Raw genomic sequence first — 23,281 nt, 5'->3', positions numbered from 1 at the left:
TAGGAACGTGCTGATCTGTGATGAACAACTCTGTGGGCAACACCGCGCGTCTGCTCGGCGCGGGTCTGCGGGCCCTGCTGGTCCTGACGGTCATCTGCGGCGTCATCTACCCGCTCGCCGTCACGGGCATCGCCCAAGCCCTGTTCAACGACAAGGCCGACGGCTCCGAGATCAAGGACAAGAGCGGCCAGGTCGTCGGCTCCTCCCTCATCGGGCAGAGCTACAACCTGCCGAAACAGAATCCCGACGACACCGAGGAAGCCGCCAAACCGGACCTGAAGTGGTTCCAGCCGCGCCCCTCCAACGGCCTGGGCTCCAACAGCGTGAACACCCGGTACTCGCTGATCCTCTCCGGCGCCACCAACCGGTCCGCCGACAACGGCGCCGTCAACGGCCTCTGCACGGCGGGCGCGGAGCAAGGCACCCTGTGCGCCCAGGTCGTCGCCGCCAAGGACGCCGTCGTCACCGACAACTCCACGGCCGCCCACACGGTCGAACCCGAGGACGTGCCGGCCGACGCCGTCACCTCCTCCGGCTCGGGCCTCGACCCGCACATCTCCCCCGAGTACGCCAAGCTCCAGGTCCACCGGGTCGCCGAGCGGAACGGCCTCGACGTCGAGCAGGTCGAGAAGCTCGTCGCCGACCACACCACCGGCCGCACCCTCGGCTTCATGGGCGAACCACGCGTGAACGTCCCCGAACTCAACACCGCGCTCAGGGCACTGACCCGGGGCTGATGTTCCACGACGCGCGGACCGGGAGCCGGCCGGGAGCGGGTTCCTTCGTGGTCCACCGCCCGTTCGGTGCGCTCAGGCGCAGACTCGCCCGTCGTGTCCGGCCGTGGACCGCGGCGTCAACGGCGGCCTCCCGCACCTCCCGCAGCACGTCGTGGAACGGCTCGCGAGTGGGTTGTCCGGCGGTGCCCGGCACCTTCTTCCGCCCGGTCACCGCGGCCAACTGACCGACCATCGCCTCCAGGAAGAGGTCGGCGCGGTTGTTGCCGATCCGGGTGGCGATGGAGTACCCGACCACGTCCACGTCGGCCGGCCCATCCTGCTCGTTTTGCACGAACCAGGACATGGGCGCGGTCGCCCGGTCCCCGAGTGGACGGGCGGGCGGAACGCCGCGGCGTGCGTCCGAACCCTCGACAGCCCGTGGGCTCTGACGCATCATCATTATTGCACTACCAGTGCAAGAACACCGAAGGGCTCGTGCTGCCCACGTGCCCGTCGACCGCCCGCTCGTACCGCCGCACGCACCACCGCACGTGTCCCGCCGCGTTCCACCACCCCCTTCCCCGCCCCTCCACGTCCTCACTCGGTCAACGGATGAAAGGCCTCCGCATGCGCAGGTTCCTCCGCGCCCTGGCCGTCCTGGTGGCAGCCGCCGTGTTATCGCCCCTCAGCGCCGCCCACCCGGCCGGTGCGCTGACCCCGCGCGCCCTGCCCATACCCGGAGATCCTCGCGGGGCCGCGCTGCCCCCGTTCACCGGTCACGCCGTCGTACCGCGACCGGTCTCCGTCCCCGCGGTCCCGCAGCACCCGTTCATGGCCGCCAACGGCTCCAGCAACCTCCACGGCGACGCCTACCAGAGCGACGCGTACGACGGCCCCGGCCCCACCGGCCGCGGTCTCGCCGTACGCGGCAGGCTCCAGGGCGGCCTCTGCGGCTCGGTCACCTTCGACTCCAGGGGCCGGATCGTCACCGTGTGCATGACTCCCGGACACGCTCCCCGGCTCATGCTGCTCGATCCGGACGACCTCGGGGCGGTCGCCTCCCTCACGCTGCCCGGGACGGCGGGCACCAGCCCGACGGAAGTCTCCGGAGGCGGCTACTTCTACCTCGATCAGCTCGACCGGGCCGTCGTCCCCACGAAGGACGGCACCATCGAGGTCGTGGCCGTCCGGCACGACACGCTCGTGACGGAGGCACGCCACGACCTCAAGGCGGTGATCGGCACCGGCGGCATCGTGTCCGTGCTCCCCGACTGGTCGGGGAGGATGTGGTTCGTGACCGACAGCGGTGTGGTCGGCGTCCTCGATCCGGCCACCGGCGCGGTCTCCACCCACGTGTTGCACGGGGAGACGATCGCCAACAGCATCGCGGTCGACGAGTCCGGCGGCGTCTTCGTCGTCAGCGACCACGCCCTCTACCGGTTCGACGCGCCCGCCGCGGGCCGGCCCGTCGTCACCTGGCGGGCCGCGTACGACCGGGGTTCGCGGCACAAGCCCGGCCAGCTCAGCCGGGGCAGCGGCACCACGCCCACGCTCATCGGCTCGGCGTCCGGCCCGGGCGGAGGATACGTGGCCATCACCGACAACGCCGATCCGCGGATGAACGTACTCGTGATGGCGCGCGGGAAGGCCGGCCCCGCGAAGGTGTGCGAACAGCCGGTCTTCGCCCCGGGAAAGGGCGCCGACGAGAACAGCCTCGTCGCCGTGGGCGGTGACCTCGTCGTGGAGAACAACTACGGCTACGTCGTCGAGGACCACGCGCTCTTGAAGGGCATGCTCGGAGGGCGTCAGGTCGACACCGAGCCCGGCCTGGCCCGGGTGCACGTCGACTACGCCACCCGTACCTGTTCCCTCGCCTGGTCCGACAGCGGCGAACGGGTTCCCAGCGTCGTCAGCAAGGTCTCCCTCGCGACGGGTCTCCTGTACACCTTCACGCACCCGACCGCCGACGAACTGCGGTCCGCCGGCGGGAAGGGCGCCCCCGCGATGCCCGACGCCTGGTACCTGACGGCGCTGGACGTACGGACCGGCAAGCGGGTGTGGAGCCGGCTGGTCGGCTCCGGACCCCTGTTCAACAACCACTACGCGCCGGTGACCCTGGGCAGGGACGGCTCCGCCTATGTCGGCGTGGTCGGCGGCCTCGTCAGGATCACCGACTCCTGACCCGTACGGCCGGACCGTCCGACCCGCGCCCGACCCGCCGTCCGGGTCTCCCGCTGGACCCGGACGTGTGACAGACACGAACCCCGCCGCGGTACGGGGCATGAACCGCGCCTCTCACGGTTACCCCTTCCCCGGGGCTCGTACGGCACCACGGACGGCCCCGCGAATGGCTTCACGAAAGGTACGCCGATGAGACGGCGCAGCATGCGTCCCCGGGGACTGAGCTCCCTTGTCACCCTTGTCCTGACCGGCGTGGCGGCCACCACCGCCGCGGTCCCCGCGCACGCGGTCACCGTGCCGTGCGACACCGCGGCCCTGATCGCCGCGATCAACAACGCGAACACGAACGTGGCCCCCGTCATCGACCTGGAGCCGTACTGCCTCTACGAGGTCACGGCTCCCTACATTCCGGGCGCCGACGACGGGCTCCCGCCCATCACCAACAACAATCCGGGCGGCGTGACCATCAACGGCCACAACGCGACCATCAAGCGTGTCGGAAACACCTCCTTCCGCTTGTTCGAAGTCGGCACCCTCACGCCCGTCCCCACCCCGGGCAGGCTGACACTCAACGACCTGACCGTCATGAACGGGCAGCCCGGCTCGAACATCGGTGGCGGCGCCGTGCTGGTCCGGAACAACAGCACGTTCGCGGGCACCCACGTGGCCTTCCAGGGGGGCACGGCGAACATCGGCGGCGGCGCCCGGTTCATGCCCGGCAGCACGGCGACCCTGACCGACAGCCGCATCTCGGACAACCGCACCACCGGCGGGGCGAGCACCGCGGGCGGACTGGAGTCGGAGGGACAGCTCACCCTCGTCGACACGCACATCACGAGCAACCGTGCGCGCGTCGGCGGCGGCATCGGGCACCCTTCCGGGACGCTCACCATCAACGGCGGCAGCGTCAAGCACAACACCGCCTTCGACAACGGCGGGGGCATCTTCTCCCAAGCGAGCGGTGTCCTGAACGTGCTGGGGGCCTCCGTCACCGACAACCGCGTCACCACCGGCGGTCTGGCGGCGGGCAACGGGGGCGGGGTGTACGTCAGCGGCGGTACCAAGACCTTCACCAACTCCACCATCGAGGGGAACACGGTGACGGGCCAGACGGTGGAGGACGGTGGAGGCGGCATCTTCATGCTCGACGGAACGCTCACGCTGGACAACACCAAGGTGAAGGGGAACAAGCTGATCGGGGAGGGCGGCCTCGGGGCCGGAATCAGCGTGTTCGGCGGCACCGTGAGCCTGATGAACGCCTCGGACGTCACCGGGAACCTGGCCGCCGGCCGCTACTCGCTGGGCGGCGGGATCTACACGACCAACCTCGCCAACACCCCGACGGTGAAGGTGAACCGCTCCGCCATCGACCGCAACAAGGTCTCCGGCACCGGCTCCCGAGGCGCCGGCATCTACAACGCGGGCGGCACCTACGAACTGACCGACGCCTCGGTGCAGTTCAACGTCGCGCCGGACGCCCCCGCACCCGGCGGCATCTGGACGAGCACCGCGATCACCTCCGTCACGAACACCACGATCGCCAACAACGCGCCGACGAACTGCCTCTACAGCCTGGCGCCCGTCACGTCCTGCGTCGGCTGACCCCTCCCCCGCCGACGCCCCGCGGCCCCGTCCCCCGGCAGGGGGACGGGGCCGCGGGCCATGCGGCCGGCTATCAGGTGGTACTCACGAAGGTGATGTAGACCGCGCCGTTCAGACCGACGTTGCCGTTGGAGATCACCGGAACGCTCACGACCGTGTCGGTGTTGGCCGCCGCCCAGCTGCCGCCGCCACCACCACCGCCACCGGTGATGGCCTCGCCACCGCCGCCGCCACCGCCGCCACCGCCCCAGCCGCCACCGCCACCGCCACCGCTGCCGTAGTTGGTGCCGTTGGTCCGCCACTCACCCTCGCCGCCCTGCCCGGCATTGGCGAAGAACAGGGAGGAGTTGTTCGTCCAGCTCGCGCCGGCGTTGGGACCGTTACTGGTGTGGACCGGCCCGCCGAGACCGCCGATGCCGTCGATGCCCGGGGTCCCGTACTTGCTGTCCACGCCGGATCCGCCGCGGCCGCCGTCGCCGCCGTCACCGTTGCTGGCACCCTTCCCGCCCGCACCGGTACGGGTGAGGCCGGTGGTCGCCTTGCCGTCACCGCCCGTGGACCCGGCCGAGATGATCTGACCCGAGACCGCGGTGCCGCCGTTTCCGCCGGCGCCGCCGTTCCCGTTGGCGTTGCCCTGTCCGCCGCCGCCACCACCGGCGGCATCGGCGAGCACCGTGGTCGTGGTGCATGTGCCGTAGCCCGCGATGCACGGGTTCTGCGTGGTCAGGTCCACGCCGGAGACCAGGGTCGAGGCACCGCCTCGACCGCCGGCGGACGTCGCGCCGAGTTGACCCACGTAGTAGTAGAGGGTCTGCCCGTACGCGGCCTGGAAGCTGGCGATCGACGTCACGGTCTGCGCCTTGCCGCCGTAACCGCCGTTACCGCCGGTGTAGAGGCCACCGCCGTTGCTTCCGTACCGGCCGGCACCGCCGTAGGCCGTGACGACCATGGGAGTGGCCGCCGTCAGCGAGGTCTGCGTCGCGGCCTGCGCGGCCGTCAGCAGGGCCGTGGTGCCGTACGAGGAGAGGCCGTCCGGCAGGAGGCAGGACACCACGCCGGTCTGGACCTCGCCGCACGAGATGTCGGTCGTCGTGGCCGAGGCGGCCGGTGCGGAGAGCGCCAAGATGGAGGCCAGGCATGCGCCGGTCCCCAGGATCTTGACGGCCCTTTCCGATCTGAGCATGAAATTCCCTTCAGGGGCGGGCAGTTGTGCCCGGCGTTCGATCACGGCGCGCATTGTGCGACGGCCGTCACGGTGGCGTTCATTGGCGAGGCGTTCAGGACGGTGACGGTCCAGGTGTCGGGGGTGGCCGCCCGGGAGTTCAGCAGGACCTGCAGCACGCCGCTCATCAGGTAGCCGCCGCTGACGAGGGTGCTCCCGGCCGGGCAGGTGGCGAACACGGTGGCCTCTTCGCCGGGGACCACCGTGATGGGGTCACCGACGATCTCGCTGGTGGACGCGGGCCCGACGGGCCCGCTGGGCCCGGGAGGACCGCTCGGCCCCGGAGCACCACTGGGGCCCGGGGAGCCACTGGCCCCCGGAGGACCGCTCGGGCCCGGGGAACCGCTGGGACCGGGAGGACCGCTCGGGCCCGGGGAGCCACTGGCCCCCGGAGGACCGCTCGGGCCCGGAGGACCGCTCGGGCCCGGCGGGCCGCTCGGGCCCGCAGGCTTGTGCCCGTCGTGGTCTTCGTGCCGCGGCGGCCCGTCCTCGTCGTCGTGGTGCGGTGGCCGCCAGTCGTCCGAAGGGTCCGACTGATGGGGACCGCATTCCACCCAGGGGGGACAGAACGCCTTCGGGCTGGGGTCCGCCCGCACCACGACCGGGGAGGCCGACGGCCCCACCGGGGCCGAGGCCGCGGTGCCCGCGAGCCCGGCCGCGGCCACGGTGAGCACGACGAGAGCCCCGCAGACCTGGGGGATCCGCCGACCGGGCAACGGCCCCCAACGGCCGCGCCGAGGGAGATCAGAGCGCATCAAAGTGCTTCTGCTTTCTAGGGGAAAGGGAGAGCGGGTCGCGGCATCGTTACCCTCTGGGGGCTCCTCCGCGTCCGCTCAGCTCCCTTTTGAGTGACTGTCATACGACGCCCGGCGTACGGCGGCCCAAGACAGCGGGCCGCTCCGTGGCGACGTCGTACCGCGGTCAGCCCTCGGGGGACTGCTCCGGCGCGTCCTCGGGCGCGTCCTCGGGCCCGTCCTGGTGGGGCTTCGCGCCCGGCTCCCCGTGGGGGTCCTGACCGGGCTTCTCGGCCTGGCCGGGGCCGGGCTTGTGGTGCCCGCCGCCCTCGGCCGCGACCACCCGGAAGGGGATCGACTGCCACAGCTGGGAGCCGTGCCCGGCGAGCTCCAGGCGGTACTCGCCCAGGATGCGGTGGTGACGGCCGTACCGCGCGGGCACCGTGACCGTGCCGGAGACCTCTCCGTTGGCGTTCGCGAGGAGGATGGCGAGGGTGACGATGCGCCTGCCTCGGCGCAGGTCGCCGTTCCCGTCGAGGTCCCCGTCGATTCCCGCCACGGCACGGGTGTCATCGGCCCGGCCTTCCGGGATCAGCCGTACGTACACCTCCTCGTTCGGCCGGTAGCGGCTCGCGGACACGGTGAAGCTCTCTCCGTGCGCGACGGTGCTGCGGTCGACGATGACGGTGGAGAAGGGAGCCGGGTTGACCGCGGCCGGCGGCGCTGCCGACGCCGCGGCCGGGCCCGCGCTCAGTACTGCGGCTCCGGCCGCCAGGGCGACGAGCCATCGCGGGTTTCTGGGCATGGTGGGGAGGTCTCCTTCGGATACGGAGGGACACCGGCCCGTTCTTCGAGCGCCGGCCCGCGATTCGTAGACACGTACGCGCGTCACCAAACAGGCGCGCCACGCGGCTCCCCGGGACGGTCGCGGTCTGCCACCCGTACGGTCGGCACCGGGGCGGCGAGGACGGTCGCGCCGACGCGGCCCCCTTCCCGTTCGCTTGCGACGATGGCACCAAGCGAGGTGGGGAGGGGTGTCGTGAACCGGCCGGCCCACAACCGCGGTCCGAGGACCGCGCTACGGACGGCCGGGCGCCGGACGGCCGGGCCGAGCGCGGCCGCCAGTCCCGGCTGAAGATCGCCCGCCCTCGGCGCGGGCGACACGCTCGTCAGGGCCGCCCGCGTCGAGGACGGCCGGGCCGCGTGGCCCGCCGAGGTGGGGGGCGAGCCGCAGCCGCGGCCGAGCACCCGGTGGTGCAACGGCCCGGCGGGCATCGGCGGCTTCCTCGTCCGTCTGGGGTCGGCCACCGGTCTGCGGCGCTTCGTGGACCTCGCCGAGCAGGCCGCGGCGGCAGCCGTCGGCAATCCGTGGCGTGCGATCCCGGGTGCCTGCTGCGGAATCGCGGGGACCGGCCACTTCCTCCTGGACATGGCCGACATCACGGGAGAGGCCCGCTACCGCACCCAGGCCGAGGGCATCGCCGCGGTCATCGACGCCCAGCGCTGCGAGAGCGACGGGCTGCTCCTCGTCGCCGATGCCACGAGCGGCTCCGAGTACGCCAACGGGGCGGCGGGGATCCTTGACTTCCTGCTGCGCCTGCGGCACGGCGGCACCCGCCCGTGGACGGGGCGTGGGCGCCCGCGTCGTCCGAGCCGGCCACGCCGTCCCCTCCACCGGACCCGAACCCCTGACAGCACGCTCGCGCCGTGCGTATGCTGGACGCGTTGTTTGCACCTTGAGTGCAATTAATGCCCGTCAAGGCTGCCCTTCCCGCTCGCGGACCTGCACCTCCCGTGCGGGAAGGGCGTCGCGCTCGACCCCACGGCCCGGCCGGCCGCCGGGACCGCCCCGCATCCAGGAGTGGAAGACATGACGGACGACGCCCCAGAGTCAGAAGCCGGAACCGGAACCGTGCCGCGGCCCCCGACAGCCGCGCCTCCCGCCTCCCCCGCCTGCCCCGCCCCTCCCCGCGATCCTCACGATCCCCGCAGCGCCACGGGACGCACCCGCCGTAACGTCCTGCGGGGCGGCGTACTGGCCGCCGCCGTGGCCGGTCTGGAGCTGCTCGGACAGTCCTCGGTCGTTCCGTCGAGGAACACCGCCCGCGCGGCGACGGGCGGGGGCGACCAGGCACCCGTCCTGCCCGACGTCCAGTTCGACATCGCGGACTTCATCGCACCGGTCACCGACGTCGACGGCGTCGAAGTCCAGTTCGGCCCCGTGCACACCCTCTTCGTGACCGCCCGCCTGCTGCGGCCGCCCACCCGTGTCGACCAGGTCAAACTGGCCGGCGCGCTGGCCGCCGTCGAGCGCGCGTATCCCTTCAGCCCCTCGGGTGTGTTCACGTTCCTCTCGTACGGCCTTCCGTACTTCAGACGATTACCGGGAGGGCTGCAGGGCCATCTGGTCTCCGCGCACATGCCGCGCCTGCGCTCGACGGCACACCGGTACGTCCTGGAGGAAGCGGTGCCCGGCCCCACGGACGTGTCCCCCGCCAACAGCGGCATCGTCAAACGCCGGTTCCACGTGCCCGTGTCGATCGAGGGCAACGACCTGCTGCTCACGCTGCGCAGCGATCACGCGGCCAACATCCAGGACGTGCTCCGGTGGCTCGGCGGGAGCCAGACCCTCGCCGGCCGCCCCCAGCCCTCGCCGCCCCTCTCCGACCTGCTGTCCTTCACCTCCACCCGGGCGATGTTCACCCAGATCGGACTGCCCAGGAAGCTGGCGGACAGCACGTCGCTGCCCTACGCCTTCATGGTCAATCCGCGTTCGCCGATGTGGATGGGCTTCGCCGACCAGCAGACCGCCGGGACCGCGGACGCCGACGCGGTCACCTTCCGGGCGAGCGGCCTCACCACGGCCGAGCCGGGCTCGTACTTCGACCAGGGCGCCGTCCAGCACCTGTCGCACGTCCTCATGGATCTCCAGCAGTTCTACGACGTCGACGACGCCGGTGTGCCGGGAGACGACGCCTCGTTCACGGAACGCGTCCAGTACATGTTCCGTTCCACGCCGCCGCCTTCGCCGGGGAACGCCGACCAGATCACCGACGGCGGAGGCCCCGCGTTCCTGCCGAACACCTTCCGGGGCACGGACGACGCCCTGCTGAGCGCCCAGGGCAGGGGCACCCCGGACGGGGAGCGCCGGATCGGCCACCTGTCCTGTCTCCAGAGGTCGTCGCGCACGGCCGACGGCAAGCCGCTGCACGTACGCATGGACGGCCCCGGTTACAGCTCCATGGACGTGCCGGACGGGTCCGTCCAGCCCAAGCTGGAGTTCACGGTGTTCGTCCCGACGGCTGACTTCTTCGCCACGATGCGTACGAATCAGGCCTCGCTCGATCTGACGGCGGCGTACGGCGTGCCCGAGGAAGAGAACGGGCTGGAGCGGTTCCTGACGGCGACACGGCGACAGAACTTCCTCACGCCGCCACGGCGCCACCGGGCGTTTCCCCTCGTCGAATTCCTCTGAGGCCCCCGGCCCGCAGTCCGTGTCGACGTCCCTCCCCGAAAGACGTCGGCACGGAGCGGCCGGGGCGACCGCGTACGGCCGGGGCCGCGCTACTCGTGCGCCGCTCCGGACGGCCCCACGGGATCGCCCTGCCCGGAGGCCCGCGCTCCGCGCCCCGCGGCACCGGCACGAGCCCGTTGCCCTTCCTGCGCGTGCGGAAGCAGTTCGGCGTGCGACACGTTCTTCTCGCGATGGTGTGGTCGTTGCACCGGTTTGGCTGCCCACGTAGCTTCTACCTGCGCTCTCTCGTGCTTGAGGCGGAGAAGCGGGAAGCCTCTCATGGGTCACAGGCGACGGTAGGTGGCTGCGCTGGCAACGATGGCTCTCTCCGGAACGGGACTCTTCACCCGGTTCCCCATGACCGCTGCGGCGGCGGATACAACGACCTTCTCCACGAGGGAACGGCCGGTGTCACCACAGGTACCACCCTCACCTTCGAGGCGTACGGAGGGCGGGGCCGTAACGGGATGACCGTGATGACCGGCAGCTGGGCCGTCTTCTACGGACCTTGCCTGCCGAGCCCGCGGTGTTCGAAAGAGACGGCCGAGCGGCCGGTCCCGGCCGGCCCTCCCGACCCGGCCGCCGGGGGCGAGCACCCGGGGGCCCGGACGGCGCCGACCCGGTCCAGCACTTCGAAGGGCCCCGCGCCGGCTCTCCCGGTCCGTTCTGTCAAGAGCCAAGTCGAAAAAGGAGCTTACCTTCCATGCGCGTGAGCAATCTCGTCGCGGCGGCGGTCATTGCCGGCCTCGCCCTCTCCCCCGCCACCGCCCTCGCCGTCCCGGCCCGGCAGACAACCCAGGCTGCTGCCGTCTCCGGAGCGGCGGCCGACAACGGTGAGCGTTGTGTCACCGAGACACACCGGCTCTCTCCGTTCCTCACCGTCGAACTGGGCGCGGACCAGGGTGGCCCCTTCGCGCGCATCACGCTCCTGACGATCGCTGCGGACGGGACGCCGGTGTACTCCGTCCTGGCCGTGCTGACCAGGGACAACCCGCACGTCATCCATGAGCGCCGCTGGATGCGGATCTTCGAGGGCGCCTTCGAGACGGGATTCACGAACTCGTCGGCCATCATGCGCATCGACTTCCCGGCCGGCTGCCACTCCCACCAGGGCGACCCGGGTGAGCATGGTCGCCCGCGGCCCACGGCATAACTGCGCTACGAGGAACGGGGCCTGACGGTGCTGCCCGACGGGCCCGTTCCCCGACACCGGCCGATGGCAGTCGGCATGCCCTCCCGACGCTCCCGGCGCGACCACCGGCCCGGCGCGAATCCCATTCGCGGATCACATGTGAAAGCGAGCAATCCCCATGAAACGAACACGGCGATGCGCAACCGGTCTCGCAGTGATGACTCTGATGGCGACCGGACTCGGCACCGCCTTCTCCGCACCTGCCGTCGCCGCGACGACGACCACCTTCACGACCCCGGGCACCTACACCGTCTCCGTCGAGGCAGGCAGCACCGTCACCTTCGAGGCGTACGGAGCGCAGGGCGGTGACTGCGGATCGCCGGCCGGAGACGGAACCACCACCGGCGGCACCGGCGGCAGGGGCGGCAAGACGACGGCGACCCTCACCGTGGACTCGCCGACGCTCATGCAGGTGCGTGTGGGTGGAGCCGGCACGTGCGCCACGGCGGGCCTCAACGGCGGCGGCGCGGGCAGTGCCAAGTACTCCTACTCCGCTTCCGGCGGCGGGGGCGGTGCCTCCGACATCCGCGTCGGCTCCTTCAACCTGGACGACCGCATCCTCGTCGCCGGAGGCGGCGGCGGAAGCGGAGCCTCGGGGCAGTACGTAACCGGCGGCATCGGCGGCAGCGGCGGCAATGCCGTCATCGAGAGCGACGGACACCGCAACACCATCGCCGGCAGTGGGGGTGGCGGATACGGCGGAAAGGGCGGAGTCAACGGCGGATCGGGCGGCGCCCGGGGAACCACCCGCAGCGCCAACGGCCACGCCGGCGCAGACGCGAGCGAGGACGAGGGCGGCAACGGCGGGCACGCCGGCACCACCGACTACGTCTGGGGCGGTGCCGGCGGCGGCGGAGGCGGCGGCTACCAGGGCGGCGGTGGCGGCGGCGGCGCCGGTGTCTCCGGCAACGGCCGCGGCACCCATTACGGCGACGCCGGCGGCGGCGGAGGCGGCGGAAGCAGCTACGCCTCGACCACCGACGCCTCCTTCGAAGACGGCGTCCAGACCGGTAACGGCATGGTCGTGATGACGGTCAACTGAGTCGAACGCCCGCGGGCGTCGGGGACCGGACCGACCCGTGGGTCGGGTCGGCCCCCGACGCCGGGCAGGTGCCACTCGCAGGAGACCCGAGTCTCGGGTACGCCGCGCCCGGCATGTCACCGCCGAGGTGGCGCCCTTCGCGGCTTCCCTGTCCTCCCCCGCGCCGGTGGTGCGCCACACCTTGCCGGTGTTGCCGGTGTTGGCTTCCACGGTCACGTTGCCCCCGATGAAGGTGCCGCCGTTCTGGACGTTGATCCCGTACACCGCGGGCTGCTTCCACGGCACCAACGCCCCCCGTCCGGCCCGCCGCCGGCCAAGAAGGCTCCCGTCGCCGCCCCGACGTCCTCCCGGTAGAGGATCTGGCGGGCGTTCACGCCGGCCCGCACCCCTCCGTTGCTCCAACGGCCCACCCGGCGGGCCTTCCGGCCCCCGGCGCCGCAGGCTGGTCTCGGAAGCCGAGCGATGACCTGAAGGAACGGATCTCGTGGAGTTTGTCGCCGACCCCAGGCCACGCCGGGCGCGCCTTCCGCGCGTCCCGCATCTTCGCGGAGCACGCCGCCGAGGCACTGACCCGGGACCCCCAGGCCCGAGACACCGGACATTCGCCGGCCGACCGGCGGATGGCGCTCACCCCCGCCGGGCACTGCCCAGCACGTCCCCGGAGGACCCCTCATGAAGCAAGGCATTCTGAGCGAGATCCTGGACTACTCCAACCGTGCGAACCCGTACCCGCTGTACGAGGAGCTGCGCAAGACCCCGGTCTTCCACGACGGGACCGGCCCGTACGTCATCAGCACCTACCACGAGATCCAGGGCCTGCTGCACGACCCGCGGCTCAGCTCCGACGCCCGCAACCTGGCCGCCACGGCCGTGGATCCGCTGGCCGAGGAAGCGGACGAGGAGGCCTCCGCCCTCCCGCCGGTCTTCCTCAGGATGGACCCGCCGGAGCACGACCGGCTGCGTCGGATGACCAACAGGCCGTTCGGGCCGCCGCACTCCCCGTACCGCATCGACGGGATGCGCGGAGACCTGAAGGGCATCGTCACCGGCCTCATCGACGACTTCGCCGATCCCGGCCGCATCGACATCGTGGAGCAGTTCTCGTACCCGTTCCCCGTCACCGCGATCTGCCGGCTTTTGGGCGTACCGCGCGAGGACGAACCACGCTTCCAGGTCTGGGCCGGCATCATCGCCAAGAGCCTGGACCCCGACCCGAACGTCGATCCCCGGGATCGACTCAAGGGCGGGCACGACGCCCAGATGGAACTGGGCATGTACCTGGCAGGGCTGATCCAGGAGCGGGGCAAGAAGCCCGGCGACGACATGCTCTCCCAGTTGGCCGTCGGGCACGGCCAGGACGGCACGATGAGCACGATCGAGTTGATCAGCACCGCCGCTCTGATGCTGGTCGCGGGCCACGAGACCACGGTGAACCTCATCACCAACGGAATGCTCACCCTGCTGCGGAACCCGGACGTGCTCCACCAACTGCGCCGGGAGCCCGGTCTCGCCGCGCCCCTGGTGGAGGAGCTGCTGCGCTTCGAGCCACCGGTCCAACTGCTGCCCCAGCGCACACCGCTCGTCGACCTTGAGGTGTGCGGGGTCACGATCCCCAAGGGCTCCGCGATGTGGCTGGTCCTCGCCTCCGGTAACCGCGATCCGCTGCGCTTCGAGAACCCGGACCGCTTCGACCCGTACCGCAAGGACATCCAGCACCTGGGCCTGGGCAGCGGCATCCACAGCTGCTTCGGCGCCCCGCTGGCCCGCTTGGAGGCGCAGCTCGCGCTGAGCGAGCTGGCTCGCCGCCTGGAGAATCCCCGGCTGATCGAGGACCCGCCGCCCTACCGGCAGAACGTGGCGCTGCGCGGGCCCCGCCACCTGTACGTGACCTGCGACGGAATCAGACCCTGAGTTCGACGTTCGCCGTTCGCCGTTCGCCGTTCGCCGTTCGGCCACACCGGAGTGCGGCGCGGGCCCGCACTCCGGCGAGAGAGGCGTGGCCGGCGGGGCCTCCCGGCACTCAGTGCGGCAAACGGGTTTCGAGCAGCACGAGACAGGGGGTGGGGTCGATGCTGATGTCTCCCAGGAAGGGATGACTCAGAGCTGCGACAGTGAAGAGGATCAGGCTGGCGGGGACGGAGATGGCTCCTGCGATCAGCCAGTGCGCCAATCGCGTGCGCACGGGAACCACGTGAGGGCAATCGTCACCAGTACGCCGACCGTGAGGACGGCCGACAGGAGTCCGGGGAGGGCTTCACCGGTTGCCGAGATCCCTTCACGCCGAGCCCTGATGAGGTCGTGGAACGCCGAAACGGCACTGGCGAGAACGATCTCTTCCCTGGGGTGCCCGGCTCGAAGGCGAAGATGGTCTGCTCCATGCCCGACACGATGTCCACGGCGCCGGTCGGAGTGCCGCCCCGGCGCTGCTGCGACCAGGATTCGTGAACCACGTACGTGGTGTAAGAGGTGATTTCCTCCTCCAGTTTCCCGCGAAGGGGCGAGGGAATTCCGATACTCCCCGAATGAGCTCGGACAGGAGATGGCGGCGAGGAGACAGGCGCCGGCAGGGGAAGCCCAGGGCCTGATGAGCTCGGAAGGTCCGGGGGTGGTGAGACGTCTGCACCTGCCCGAAGCCCCACCTGATGCAGCGTCAGAAGAGCCGGTTCGGGTCAGCGTTCGTAGACACACGCCCACCCACGGACGCCCACAGAAGGGGAAGGCCCCGCACCATCGAAGGGCAAGCGCGGGGCGTGATCGGAAGCGCCGAGGCTTTGGCAACCAGAAGGTGCGCGACCCGCACCCTGCGGGACCGCATCTCTCCAACTACCGCAGGTCAGCGCACTCGGCCGCGTGGTTTGAGGTGGGCCGGAGGCAGGTCGGGAGCCGGAAGCGGAGGGCCCTCAAACCCCTTCACCTCGCCGAATCTCGTCCCGTTCATCCAGTCTTCGCGGGCCTTCGCGACATCCTCGTGGGACCGTCCGATCCAGTTCCAGAACATGACGATCTCCTCCTCGAACGGCTCGCCGCCCAGCAGCATCAGGCCCGCGTCCGAGGCCGCCCGCAGGGGGAGTTCCGTGCGTCCGCAGCCCAGGTAGAGCATGGCGCCCGGCAGGACCGGGACGCCGTCTACGGTGGCCTCGCCGGACATCGACAGGACCGCGTACTCGAAGTCCGGGTCGAGCGGGAGCCGGGTTTCGGTGCCCGCCGCCAGGGCGAGGTCGGCGCCGACGATCGGGCTGTAGGTGCTGCCGGGCGAGGTGGCGCCGTCCAGGGTGCCGAGGATCACGGTCGCGGTCAGGCCGGGGGCGGTGACCTGCGGGAGTTCGGCGTGGTGCTGGAAGTGCGGGGCGACGTCGCGGTGGGCGTCGGGGAGGGCCACCCACAGTTGCGCGCCGTGCAGGAGGCGGGCGTGCGGGCGCGGGCTCTCCTCGGAGTGGCTGATGCCGCGGCCGGAGGTCATCAGGCCGAGTTCGCGCGGGCGGATGGTTTCCAGGCTGCCGACGCTGTCGCGGTGCAGCACCTCGCCCTCGTGGAGCCAGCTCACGGTCTGGAGCCCGGAGTGCGGGTGCGGGGCCACCTGCATGCCGGGCTCGTCGGCGATGTCGTCCGGGCCGTAGTGGTCGACGAAGCACCAGGCGCCCACCATGCGGCGGCCCAGGTTGGGCAGCAGGCGGCGGACCTCGGTGGACTCCCCGAGCTTGACGGTGCGCGGGCTCAGGAGTTCGCGCACGGGCTCGGCCACGACGAAACCGCGGCCGCCGCAGGCGGAGAGAGCGGGCTGGCGATCGAGATTGCTCATGGGGCACAACTTAGCCCCGTGCCGGGTCCGGCGTTCCATGGAATGTTCGGTGGATCCCCCGTGTTGGGGAGGTCGGACAGAGCATCGGAACGGCGGAAGGAACGCGATGAACACGCCGGTGGAGTACCTGGAGCACGGGACGCCGGCCGAGCGCTGGGCGCGCGCCGGGCTCTTCTTCGAGGCGAAGGAGTACGCCACCGCCGCCCGCGTCCTGGGCTCGCTGACCGCCGAGGCCCCCGAGCAGCTGGCTCCCCGCCTGCTGCTGGCCCGCGCCTACTACCACTCCGCCCAGCTCTCCCGCGCCGAGCTGGAGCTGCGCGCCATCCTGGAGCGCTGGCCGGTGGAGGACTACGCGCAGCTGCTCCTCGGTCGCACACTGGAGCGACAGGGCAGGGCCGCCGAGGCGGCCCCCCACCTGCGGATCGCCGCCGCGATGGCGGGCGAGTTTCCCGAGTAGCGAGCCGCCCGGCCCCGCCCATGCGGGGCCGGGCTGTCGTCTCGGATAGCCTGGGTCGAATATGAACCGTCTGACCACGCCTTTCGGCTCCTACGAACTCACCCGCTTCCCCCAGGACCCGCGCGATCGTCTCCGCGCCTGGGATGCCGCCGATGAGTACCTGCTGCGGCACCTCGAATCCGGTACCGGGGAACGGGGCCCGGTGGATCTCACCGGCGATCGGCAGATCACCGTGATCGGGGACCGTTGGGGCACGCTGACGACGGCCCTGGCCGCGTTCCACCCGACGCAGATCACCGACTCCTCGCTGACGCGCTCGGCCACCATGGCGAACCTGGATCGTGCCGGGATCGGGACGGCCAAGGACACGGTGCGGCTGCTGACCACGCAGGACGCGCCGCCGGAGCGGATCGACGTGCTCCTGGTCCGTGTCCCGAAGAGCCTGGCGCTGCTGGAGGACCAGCTGCACCGGCTGGCTCCGCACGTCCACGCGGGCACGGTCGTGGTCGGCACGGGCATGGTCAAGGAGATCCACACCTCCACGCTGCGGCTCTTCGAGCGGATCCTCGGGCCGACGAAGACCTCGCTCGCGGAGAAGAAGGCCCGGCTGATCTTCTGTACGCCGGGCACCCCCGGGGCCACGCACGCCGTGACCCCCGGCCCGTGGCCGCTGACGTACGTCGTGGACGAGGACGGGGGCTCGGGCGCCGGGCTGACCGTGGTCAACCACGCCGGCATCTTCTGCGCCGACCGGCTCGACGTCGGCACGCGTTTCTTCCTCCAGAACATCCCGACCAACACGGACGGGGCCCGCGTCGTGGACCTCGGCTGCGGCAACGGGGTCGTCGGCACGGCGGTCGCGGTCGCGGACCCGCGGGCCGAGATCGTGTTCACGGACGAGTCGTACCAGGCGGTGGCCTCCGCGAAGGCCACGTTCCGCGCCAATGTGACGCACGAGCGGGAGCGGGCCGACTTCCTCGTCGGTGACGGGGTGGCGATGCTGGACCCGGGTTCGGTGGACCTGATCCTGTGCAATCCGCCGTTCCACTCCCACCAGGCGACGACGGACGCCACGGCGCTGCGCATGTTCGCGCAGTCGCGCAAGGCGCTGCGGCCGGGTGGCGAGCTGTGGGTCGTCGCCAACCGCCACATGGGCTATCACACGCACCTGAAGCGGCTGTTCGGCAACAGCGAGGTCACCGCGAGCGAGCCGAAATTCGTGGTGCTGCGGGCGGTCAAGCGGATGGAGCGCGACCAACGCCCGTAAGGGCCATGTGACCTGCCGGTACGTCCTACACTCTGCCGCGTGGACAGCCAGGGGGAACAGGACGGACGCGCCGGTGGGCGCTATCGCCGGGAGGACGTGGCGCGGGCGGCGGGCGTCAAGGTGCGCAACCTGCGCTACTACCAGGAGCGCGGGTTGTTGCCGCCGCCGCGCCGTGAGGGCCGGGTCGCCTGGTACTCCGACAACCACCTGACCCGGCTGCGCCTGATCAACGACCTGCTGGGGCGCGGCTACACCGTGAACGGCATCGCCGAGCTGCTCGACGCGTGGGAGCGCGGCGGCGGGCTGTCCCAACTCCTCGGCCTGGAGCGGGCCATGACCCGTGACTGGGTGCAAGAGGTGCCCGTCACGATGACGTTGGCCGAGTTGCGCGCGCTGTTCGGGCCGACCGCGAACGCCGAAGACACCCGGCGCGCGGTCGAGTTGGGGTACGTACGGATCGACGGGGACCGGGTCACGCACCTGAGCGGGCGGCTGCTGGAGGCGACCCTGACGCTGGTGCGGCAGGGCGTGCCGCTGGCGGAGATCCTGGACGCGGCCGACTTCGTCCAGACACAGGCGGCCGCGCTCGCGGACCGGTTCGTCGGACTGTTCCGCCGGCATGTGATCGGCCCGGACGGGCTGGAGCGCCTTTCGGCCGGCCAACTCGATCACGTGTCCGATGCGGTGTCCGCGTTGCGCCCGGTGGCGGGTGAGGTCGTGGCCTCGGAATTCGCCCGGGCCATGGAGCGGAGGGTGGCCGCGGAGGTTGCCGAACTCCTGCGCGCGGAGCAGTGACCGGCCAGTAGGAGTCGGCCGAAACGGTACGCTCCGGCAACCTTGCCAACCTCCATTGGCACTCTTACATTCAACTCGTCGGTAACAAAGGTGCACAGCCGAGATAAGGGACGATCTCATGGCAGTCTCACCGAACTTGCCCGAACCGCCCGGCACCGAGGGCGACGCGGGCGGCGACGCCGGCAGAGGTGACGGGCGCGTCCGCTGGCGCAAGTTCGCACTTCTGACCGTGCCCGCCATCGCCGTGACCGCGGGACTCGGGATAGCCCTGGCACAGGGGGCGCTCGCCGCCTCCTTCGCCGTTTCCGGGCAGCAGTTCAAGGTGTCGGCGGCGAGTCTGGAGGGCGAGGGATTCGCCCAGTACGGCAGCGTCGACGTGAACGCCCGCAACGAGCTCATCCCGGTGGCGGTCACCGCCATCAAGGAGGCCAAGCTGCACAGCCTCTGCCAGTCGGTGGTCACCACCCTCCCGATGATCGGGGACATCTCGCTCAACCTCACCGCGGGCAAGAAGAACCCCGTCGAGGCGAGCAACCTCTTCGTCGACGCGACACAGCTCTCCGGCGACGCGGTCTTCAGCAACATCGAGATCGGACGCGACGCGTCCACCCTCGACAAGGGGCCGGCGGAAGCGGTCGGCATGCAGGACCTGTTCGCGCAGCAGGCGGACACGGTCAACATCACCGATCTGCACCAGACGGCGTGGGCCACCAACGCCGGGACCTTCAAGCTCTCCGGGCTGAGCATGAACATCAGCAAGGGGAAGAAGGAATGCTTCTGAGCCGCTGGCGGCGGTGGCGACGCAGCAGGCCCTTCTGGGGCGGCCTCTTCGCCATCCTCACCGGGGTGTGGATCAGCGTCCTGCCACTGGCTCCGTTGAAGATCATGCTCCAGCAGGGAGTGGCGGGCATCCCGTCCGTCCTGATGGGCATCATCTTGATCGTGCTCGGGCTCACCGCCTGGTTCTCGCCCCAACAGCGCACCCTGGCAGGGATCCTCACCACCCTGATCGCGACCGCCACGCTGGTCCTGTCGAACCTCGGCGGGTTCCTGATCGGCACCCTGCTGGGCATCGTCGGCGGCGGGATGATCTTCGCCTGGCAGCCGAACACCACACCACGTGCCGGGGGCTCCGCCGCTCCCGGCACGAAGCCGCAGGCCGGCCCGGAAACGGAGCCGGAGGCAGGCACGGAAGCGGGCCCCGATCCCCACGGGGACCGCAGTCACTCCCCCACCCCGCACCACGATCCCCAAGGAGCACAGCCATGAGCCGCAAGCGCACCGCTCTCGCCCTCGGGATGGCCGCGGCCGCGGCGCTGACGGTGGCCTCCGCCACCGCCACCGCCGCGCCCTTACCGCTGGCGGGTTCGACCACCGTCACCCCGGCCGGGCACGCCTTCAAGGCCACCCTCAGCGGGAAGGCCACGCTCAAGGCCGGTTCGGTCACCGTGACGTGCACGGTCTCGGTCGCCACCGGTACGGTCCCGGCCGCGCCGGGCAACAACAACCCGGCCGGTGCGGTCACTTCGCCGATCACTGCGCCGACGTACTCCTCCTGTTCCGCCAGCCTGCCGGGCGTGACGCCGACGGTCACCACCAGCGGTGCCTGGACGGTGTCGATGCAGAACGGCTCGCCGATCACCGCAACCTTGAAGGTGCCGGTCGGCGGACTCGTCGTGACGACGTCCGGCCTGGCCAACTGCACCGTCACGGCCGCTCCGAGCGCACCGGCGAACGTCGGCGGCACCTGGACCAACGGTGCCCCGTCCAGCCTGACCTTCACCAACGCCTCGGTGCCGGTCACGGTCACCGGCGGATTCGGGTGCCCGACGAGCGCGACGTCCTCGACGTTCAACGCGGTCTACAAGGTCACCGACACGACCAACCCGGCGCAGCAGATCACCGTCGGCCCCTGAACCACTCACGCGTGCACCATCCGCGCGTGCACCATCCGCGCGTGAGGCACCCGTACGAGCGGGCCCGCCGGTACCGGAGCGATTCCGGCGTCGGCGGGCCTTCGACGTGTCCGGGCCGGCCGACCCGCAGCGGGGCGTCGCGGCCGATGCGGGCGTGCGGGCGGTGCGGGCGGAAATCCCGTTGCCCGGGGGCTCCTTGCCGGGTGATGCTGCCGGCATGTCAGACACCACCGCACCGCCGCCCCACACCGACCAACCCCCGCGTACCCCCCGTGGCGTATCCGACCTCTTCTCCGACGGCCGCCTCATCGCGATCCCCCGCAAGGTCGCCCGCCGCGAGCAACTGCTGGTCCACCTCACGGAGACCCTGTTCGCCCCGGACCGGGACTACACCGAGCCCGAGGTGAACGACGCGCTGCGCACGGTGCACGAGGACTGCTCCGCCCTGCGGAGGTACCTGATCACCTCGGGCCGCCTCACGCGCACCCGCGACGGCAGCAGCTACCGGCGGGTGACGACCACCCGGTAGTGGGTCGTCAGCCGCCCGTCGTCACCGATCACGTGGAAGGCGACGACCGGCGGCTCGTCGAGGTGGACGTACTCGTTCTCCCCGCTGCGGGCCTCCCAGGGGAGCCGGGTCGTGGACACCACGCCCGGCGCGACCAGCAGCGGGCGGCCGGCGAAGGTGGTCGCGGCCCCCGTGTGGGCGTGCCCGCACAGGAACGCCGTGAGGTGCGGGTGCCGTTCGGCGAGGTCCGCCAACCGCTCCTCGCCGAACTGCCGGATCCCGTCGACGTAGGGGATGTGCAGGGGAACGGGCGGGTGGTGGAAGGCCACCAGCACGGGGACCTCGCGCGGGGTCCCCTCCAGTACGCCGTCCAGCCAGGCCACCGTGGAGTCCTCCAGGAAGCCCTGGTGCTCGCCGGGCACCGACGAATCGCACGCAGCGAGCACGAACCCCGCACCCCGCAGGACCTGGTCGACGGGCGCCCCGGTGGGGTCCGCCTCGCCGAGCAGGTCCCGCCGGAAGGCCACGCGTTCGTCGTGGTTGCCGGGGCAGACCACCAGCGGATGGCGCGAGGCCAGTTCCTTGCGGGCCTCCGCGTACTCGGCGGGGCTGCCGTGGTCGGCTATGTCGCCGCTCACCAGGACGGCGTCCAGGTCGTACGGCAGTTCTTCCAGGTACCTCATGACGGCGCGGGTGCGATCCGCGGCGCGCGTGTCGCCGTCGAAGTGCACGTCGCTGAGGTGGGCGATGACTGTCACGGACGGTGGCTCCTTCACTCGGGTGCCACCATTCAACAGGCCCGCCCGCGCGGCGGGTCAGCCAGGTTCGACCGTCCCCCGTCGGGTCCTGACGAGCACCCAGCCGGCGGCGACCAGAGCGGCGGCGGTCCCCGCGAGGGCGAGGGCGGCAACCCCGGAGGCGGCCAGCGAGCCGTGCGCCGAGGCGCCGGGCGGCAGTGCCCCGGGCCCGTCCGCGGCCGGCCCCCCGCCACCCGGGGCGGGCCCGCCGGCCGGCCCGGGCGCGGGTCCGGACGTACTGCCCGCCGGAACGGGTGAGAGGGACGACTCCGCGGGCTCGGGCCGTCGGGAGGGGGCCGGCGAGGAGCCGGGGGTGGGGCCGGCCGAGGAGCCCGTGGAGGGCGCCGTGGACGGATCGGGCGAGGGGCGCTGGGACGGATCGGTGGAAGGGGCCGTGGAGGGGGCCGGTGAAGGATCGGCCGGCGCGGACCGCTCCAGCCGGGTGATCGTCCCCTGCGCCGGGCCGCCCACCCACACGACGTCGCCCCCGGGCTGCACCGCCAGTGACGCGGCCCCCAACTGGGCGTGGTTGCCCGGCAGTACGGTGGGCTTCGCCGCCTCCGTCAGATCGGCGGTGCGGTACACGGCGAGGGATCCGTCCCCGTCGCCGCCCGCCTGCGCGGGGTCCCCGGAGTCCTGCCAGACCACGAAGGCCTGCCCGGTGGCCTCGTCGAACCGCGCGGCGCGCGGCAGGTCCGGCCCGCTCAGGGCGCCGATCCGGCGTCCGGCCGCGTCGTGGACGACCACGGAGTTGTCGAGGCCGACCCAGACCGAGCCGGTTCGCGGATCCACTTCCACGAATCCGGCGAACCCGTCTCCCGCGGGGAGTTCCACGGTCGCGGCGACCGTCAGGGTCACGGCGTCCACCTTGTACAGGCGACGGCCGGCCGTGTCCGCGAACCACACCGCCTTGCGCACCGGGTCCACCGCGAAGGAGTCGCCGCCCTCCAGGGTCAGGGACCGTCCGAGAACCGCGCCGTCGACGGTCGCTTCCGAGAGGACGGGGCCCTGGGCGGCCAGTACCGTCCCCGGTGCGAGTCCCGGGCCGAGGTCGGTGACGGTGGCTCCCGTGATCCAGGCCCCGCTCGCCGCGGCGTCGCCCTCTCTGGCCGTGCCGATGCCGCGCAGCGGATAGCCGAAGACCACTCCGTCGTCGGGCAGCGGGGCGACGATCCGATGGGCGGCGCGGGGGCTCGACGCGCCGGTGGGGCCGGGCATCCGGCTCACGGTGCCGCGTACCGTGCCGGTCTTCGGATCGAGGACGTGCAGTCCGCTCTCGTTGACCTCGGTGGTCTCCGGCCGGTCGTCCGAGGCGACGTACAGCTTCTTCGAGTCCGGGTGCAGCAACAGGTCGCGGGGCTTGCCCGCTGAGGTGAAGACGCCCGCTTCCCGATAGCCGGCGGCGGTCTCGTGCGCGGGGTGCGTCGCCTCGCGCGACCCGCCGGCGGCGAGGGCGACCGGGGCGCAGACGAGCACGAGCGCACTCGCGAGTACCGGGACTTGGGGTTTCATGGCGTCCTCGTGGCGTGCGTCGTCCTG

General features: G+C 71.7%; 21 protein-coding genes and 1 pseudogene. 15 read left to right on the top strand and 7 right to left on the bottom strand.

Going from position 1 to position 23,281, the window contains the following annotated elements; translation table 11 throughout:
• The first annotated feature begins 20 nt into the window (after positions 1 to 20).
• The gene (locus ACQEVM_RS12575; RefSeq protein ID WP_433077952.1) at positions 21 to 737 is read left to right on the top strand and encodes a potassium-transporting ATPase subunit C; all 717 of its coding nucleotides are present in this window, start codon (positions 21 to 23) and stop codon (positions 735 to 737) included.
• Here ACQEVM_RS12575 and ACQEVM_RS12570 read toward each other — a convergent pair.
• Positions 715 to 1,068: a hypothetical protein gene (locus tag ACQEVM_RS12570; RefSeq protein WP_433077950.1), complete on the bottom strand. Its 354-nt coding sequence runs from the start codon at positions 1,066 to 1,068 to the stop codon at positions 715 to 717. The genes ACQEVM_RS12575 and ACQEVM_RS12570 overlap by 23 nt on opposite strands.
• A gap of 320 nt (positions 1,069 to 1,388) precedes the next feature.
• Between ACQEVM_RS12570 and ACQEVM_RS12565 the strand changes: the two genes are divergently transcribed.
• Together ACQEVM_RS12565 and ACQEVM_RS12560 are read left to right on the top strand one after the other, a co-directional pair.
• Positions 1,389 to 2,897: a hypothetical protein gene (locus tag ACQEVM_RS12565; protein ID WP_433077948.1), complete on the top strand. Its 1,509-nt coding sequence runs from the start codon at positions 1,389 to 1,391 to the stop codon at positions 2,895 to 2,897.
• A 189-nt stretch (positions 2,898 to 3,086) separates the two neighbouring features.
• Positions 3,087 to 4,499, top strand: coding sequence for a hypothetical protein (locus tag ACQEVM_RS12560; protein ID WP_433077946.1), 1,413 nt, complete (start codon positions 3,087 to 3,089; stop codon positions 4,497 to 4,499).
• Positions 4,500 to 4,572: 73 nt separating this feature from the next.
• On the opposite strand, the gene ACQEVM_RS12555 is transcribed toward ACQEVM_RS12560, so the two are convergent.
• The 3 genes from ACQEVM_RS12555 to ACQEVM_RS12545 form a co-directional block, all read right to left on the bottom strand.
• Positions 4,573 to 5,682, bottom strand: coding sequence for a hypothetical protein (locus ACQEVM_RS12555; protein ID WP_433077944.1), 1,110 nt, complete (start codon positions 5,680 to 5,682; stop codon positions 4,573 to 4,575).
• A gap of 41 nt (positions 5,683 to 5,723) precedes the next feature.
• On the bottom strand, positions 5,724 to 5,924 hold the full coding sequence (locus ACQEVM_RS12550) for a hypothetical protein (protein ID WP_433077942.1): 201 nt from the start codon (positions 5,922 to 5,924) through the stop codon (positions 5,724 to 5,726).
• Between the two features lie 718 nt (positions 5,925 to 6,642).
• Positions 6,643 to 7,260 carry a hypothetical protein gene (locus tag ACQEVM_RS12545; protein WP_433077940.1) on the bottom strand — a complete coding sequence of 206 codons (618 nt, stop codon included), beginning with the start codon at positions 7,258 to 7,260 and terminating at the stop codon, positions 6,643 to 6,645.
• Between the two features lie 393 nt (positions 7,261 to 7,653).
• On the opposite strand from ACQEVM_RS12545, the pseudogene ACQEVM_RS12540 reads away from it, so the two are divergent.
• The 5 genes and pseudogenes from ACQEVM_RS12540 to ACQEVM_RS12520 form a co-directional block, all read left to right on the top strand.
• Positions 7,654 to 8,205, top strand: a pseudogene (locus tag ACQEVM_RS12540) (lanthionine synthetase LanC family protein); the annotation flags it as partial.
• Between the two features lie 297 nt (positions 8,206 to 8,502).
• The gene (locus ACQEVM_RS12535) at positions 8,503 to 9,930 is read left to right on the top strand and encodes a DUF7405 family protein (protein ID WP_433077938.1); all 1,428 of its coding nucleotides are present in this window, start codon (positions 8,503 to 8,505) and stop codon (positions 9,928 to 9,930) included.
• 742 nt (positions 9,931 to 10,672) lie between these two features.
• Positions 10,673 to 11,122, top strand: coding sequence for a hypothetical protein (locus tag ACQEVM_RS12530; RefSeq protein ID WP_433077936.1), 450 nt, complete (start codon positions 10,673 to 10,675; stop codon positions 11,120 to 11,122).
• Positions 11,123 to 11,327: 205 nt separating this feature from the next.
• The gene (locus ACQEVM_RS12525) at positions 11,328 to 12,203 is read left to right on the top strand and encodes a glycine-rich protein (RefSeq protein WP_433077934.1); all 876 of its coding nucleotides are present in this window, start codon (positions 11,328 to 11,330) and stop codon (positions 12,201 to 12,203) included.
• Between the two features lie 672 nt (positions 12,204 to 12,875).
• A complete protein-coding gene (locus tag ACQEVM_RS12520) occupies positions 12,876 to 14,114 on the top strand; it encodes a cytochrome P450 (RefSeq protein ID WP_433077932.1) in 1,239 nt (412 codons plus the stop codon).
• A 922-nt stretch (positions 14,115 to 15,036) separates the two neighbouring features.
• Here the strand turns inward: ACQEVM_RS12520 and ACQEVM_RS12515 are convergent.
• The gene (locus tag ACQEVM_RS12515) at positions 15,037 to 16,002 is read right to left on the bottom strand and encodes a pirin family protein (protein ID WP_433077930.1); all 966 of its coding nucleotides are present in this window, start codon (positions 16,000 to 16,002) and stop codon (positions 15,037 to 15,039) included.
• A gap of 106 nt (positions 16,003 to 16,108) precedes the next feature.
• On the opposite strand from ACQEVM_RS12515, the gene ACQEVM_RS12510 reads away from it, so the two are divergent.
• From ACQEVM_RS12510 to ACQEVM_RS12480, 7 genes are all read left to right on the top strand, one after another.
• Positions 16,109 to 16,459: a tetratricopeptide repeat protein gene (locus ACQEVM_RS12510; protein ID WP_433077928.1), complete on the top strand. Its 351-nt coding sequence runs from the start codon at positions 16,109 to 16,111 to the stop codon at positions 16,457 to 16,459.
• A 61-nt stretch (positions 16,460 to 16,520) separates the two neighbouring features.
• Positions 16,521 to 17,726, top strand: coding sequence for a methyltransferase (locus ACQEVM_RS12505; RefSeq protein ID WP_329440876.1), 1,206 nt, complete (start codon positions 16,521 to 16,523; stop codon positions 17,724 to 17,726).
• 39 nt (positions 17,727 to 17,765) lie between these two features.
• Entirely contained in the window at positions 17,766 to 18,521 is a 756-nt protein-coding gene (locus ACQEVM_RS12500; RefSeq protein ID WP_433077926.1) for a MerR family transcriptional regulator, read from the top strand.
• Between the two features lie 223 nt (positions 18,522 to 18,744).
• Positions 18,745 to 19,302 carry a DUF6230 family protein gene (locus ACQEVM_RS12495; RefSeq protein ID WP_433079977.1) on the top strand — a complete coding sequence of 186 codons (558 nt, stop codon included), beginning with the start codon at positions 18,745 to 18,747 and terminating at the stop codon, positions 19,300 to 19,302.
• Positions 19,293 to 19,790 (top strand): DUF6114 domain-containing protein, encoded by a 498-nt coding sequence (locus tag ACQEVM_RS12490; protein WP_433077924.1) that lies wholly within the window; start codon positions 19,293 to 19,295, stop codon positions 19,788 to 19,790. The genes ACQEVM_RS12495 and ACQEVM_RS12490 overlap by 10 nt, the downstream gene beginning before the upstream one ends.
• Positions 19,787 to 20,437, top strand: a complete 651-nt coding sequence (locus ACQEVM_RS12485; protein ID WP_433077922.1) for a hypothetical protein — start codon at positions 19,787 to 19,789, stop codon at positions 20,435 to 20,437. The genes ACQEVM_RS12490 and ACQEVM_RS12485 overlap by 4 nt, the downstream gene beginning before the upstream one ends.
• A 217-nt stretch (positions 20,438 to 20,654) precedes the next feature.
• The gene (locus ACQEVM_RS12480; protein WP_433077920.1) at positions 20,655 to 20,966 is read left to right on the top strand and encodes a DUF2087 domain-containing protein; all 312 of its coding nucleotides are present in this window, start codon (positions 20,655 to 20,657) and stop codon (positions 20,964 to 20,966) included.
• Here ACQEVM_RS12480 and ACQEVM_RS12475 read toward each other — a convergent pair.
• Both ACQEVM_RS12475 and ACQEVM_RS12470 read right to left on the bottom strand, forming a co-directional pair.
• On the bottom strand, positions 20,939 to 21,703 hold the full coding sequence (locus ACQEVM_RS12475; protein ID WP_433077918.1) for a metallophosphoesterase: 765 nt from the start codon (positions 21,701 to 21,703) through the stop codon (positions 20,939 to 20,941). The two genes, ACQEVM_RS12480 and ACQEVM_RS12475, sit on opposite strands and share 28 nt — an antisense overlap.
• 57 nt (positions 21,704 to 21,760) lie before the next feature.
• Complete coding sequence (locus ACQEVM_RS12470) at positions 21,761 to 23,254, bottom strand: hypothetical protein (protein ID WP_433077916.1); 1,494 nt, start codon at positions 23,252 to 23,254, stop codon at positions 21,761 to 21,763.
• Between the last annotated feature and the right edge of the window lie 27 nt (positions 23,255 to 23,281).

This window comes from Streptomyces sp. CA-243310 (assembly GCF_050936775.1).
Classification (GTDB): domain Bacteria; phylum Actinomycetota; class Actinomycetes; order Streptomycetales; family Streptomycetaceae; genus Streptomyces.
The sequence above is the reverse complement of the archived record's forward strand: the minus strand, read 5'-3'. Positions and strand labels throughout refer to the sequence as shown.

Coding starts and splice junctions, on each gene's coding strand:
- ACQEVM_RS12575 (WP_433077952.1), top strand. CDS start 21: ATGAACAACTCTGTGGGCAACACCGCGCGTCTGCTCGGCGCGGGTCTG.
- ACQEVM_RS12560 (WP_433077946.1), top strand. CDS start 3,087: ATGAGACGGCGCAGCATGCGTCCCCGGGGACTGAGCTCCCTTGTCACC.
- ACQEVM_RS12555 (WP_433077944.1), bottom strand. CDS start 5,682: ATGCTCAGATCGGAAAGGGCCGTCAAGATCCTGGGGACCGGCGCATGC.
- ACQEVM_RS12545 (WP_433077940.1), bottom strand. CDS start 7,260: ATGCCCAGAAACCCGCGATGGCTCGTCGCCCTGGCGGCCGGAGCCGCA.
- ACQEVM_RS12530 (WP_433077936.1), top strand. CDS start 10,673: ATGCGCGTGAGCAATCTCGTCGCGGCGGCGGTCATTGCCGGCCTCGCC.
- ACQEVM_RS12525 (WP_433077934.1), top strand. CDS start 11,328: ATGGCGACCGGACTCGGCACCGCCTTCTCCGCACCTGCCGTCGCCGCG.
- ACQEVM_RS12520 (WP_433077932.1), top strand. CDS start 12,876: ATGAAGCAAGGCATTCTGAGCGAGATCCTGGACTACTCCAACCGTGCG.
- ACQEVM_RS12515 (WP_433077930.1), bottom strand. CDS start 16,002: ATGAGCAATCTCGATCGCCAGCCCGCTCTCTCCGCCTGCGGCGGCCGC.
- ACQEVM_RS12510 (WP_433077928.1), top strand. CDS start 16,109: ATGAACACGCCGGTGGAGTACCTGGAGCACGGGACGCCGGCCGAGCGC.
- ACQEVM_RS12505 (WP_329440876.1), top strand. CDS start 16,521: ATGAACCGTCTGACCACGCCTTTCGGCTCCTACGAACTCACCCGCTTC.
- ACQEVM_RS12490 (WP_433077924.1), top strand. CDS start 19,293: ATGCTTCTGAGCCGCTGGCGGCGGTGGCGACGCAGCAGGCCCTTCTGG.
- ACQEVM_RS12485 (WP_433077922.1), top strand. CDS start 19,787: ATGAGCCGCAAGCGCACCGCTCTCGCCCTCGGGATGGCCGCGGCCGCG.
- ACQEVM_RS12480 (WP_433077920.1), top strand. CDS start 20,655: ATGTCAGACACCACCGCACCGCCGCCCCACACCGACCAACCCCCGCGT.
- ACQEVM_RS12470 (WP_433077916.1), bottom strand. CDS start 23,254: ATGAAACCCCAAGTCCCGGTACTCGCGAGTGCGCTCGTGCTCGTCTGC.